The sequence below is a fragment of the Cecembia lonarensis LW9 genome, from assembly GCF_000298295.1.
Classification (GTDB): domain Bacteria; phylum Bacteroidota; class Bacteroidia; order Cytophagales; family Cyclobacteriaceae; genus Cecembia; species Cecembia lonarensis.
This window is the reverse complement of sequence record NZ_AMGM01000282.1, coordinates 1-714: the sequence shown is the minus strand read 5'-3', so window position 1 is coordinate 714 and position 714 is coordinate 1. Positions and strand designations below refer to the sequence as shown.

Sequence of the window (714 nt, the reverse complement as noted above, 5' to 3'; positions counted from 1 at the left end):
CCCTGCATCACCAACATAAGCAGGAGCGCATACAGCATGTAGGGCCCGGAATGACTCAGGATGGGGCGCGGCTTGGGGCGGTTCCGCAGCAAGACCAAGTACCAAACACCCAGCGGGACAAGCAGAGCGCCGATACCCAGAAGAAGTGGCCAGGAAGCAACCCCGAGCAGGGCGATGACGGTCGAAATGATCAACACCAAAGCCAGCGCGAAGCCGCGGGGCGCCTCGGTGGAGTGCACCATGGCACCGGAAGCGCCGTCCACTTCGGCGAGCGCAGCGCGTGGGTCGAAGCCCACTGTCCGAGGGCTTTCGTCAGGCATGTCCAGACTCTCTTTCCGTTATGGAAAATCCTAACTTTTCAGAGTGGAAAATCAAGCGTTAGAGGTTGTCAGCCCGCCCTTGGGACGTGCGAACGCGCCGAACAACGAACGGTCCGCCCCATAGATGCACAGGGCAAGTCCTGCCGACATGACCAATGCCTTGATGGCGATTTCCTGCGGATTCGATGGCAGTAGCATCACCTGCGCTGGCCCCACCAGGGACACCAACAACACCATCCACAACACATACGCCGGCGATATCCGCGGCTCCAATGCCTGGGCATGCTTCTGCCGTCGGGCAATCGTGGCAACGGTGATGAGCATGATGATGGCAGCCATGGCGATCGCTCCAGGGATGACAAACGCCTTGTAGGCAAAGAGGAAAGTCATTGTG

At 59.5% G+C, this 714-nt stretch carries 2 protein-coding genes; both read right to left on the bottom strand.

The features are described from left to right. On the bottom strand, positions 1-320 hold a 320-nt coding region (locus B879_RS24165; protein ID WP_040401628.1), incomplete at its 3' end, for a hypothetical protein. Between the two features lie 51 nt (positions 321-371). Beyond that, positions 372-714 (bottom strand): hypothetical protein (locus B879_RS24160; protein WP_040401627.1); only part of this gene is annotated, 343 nt, incomplete at its 5' end.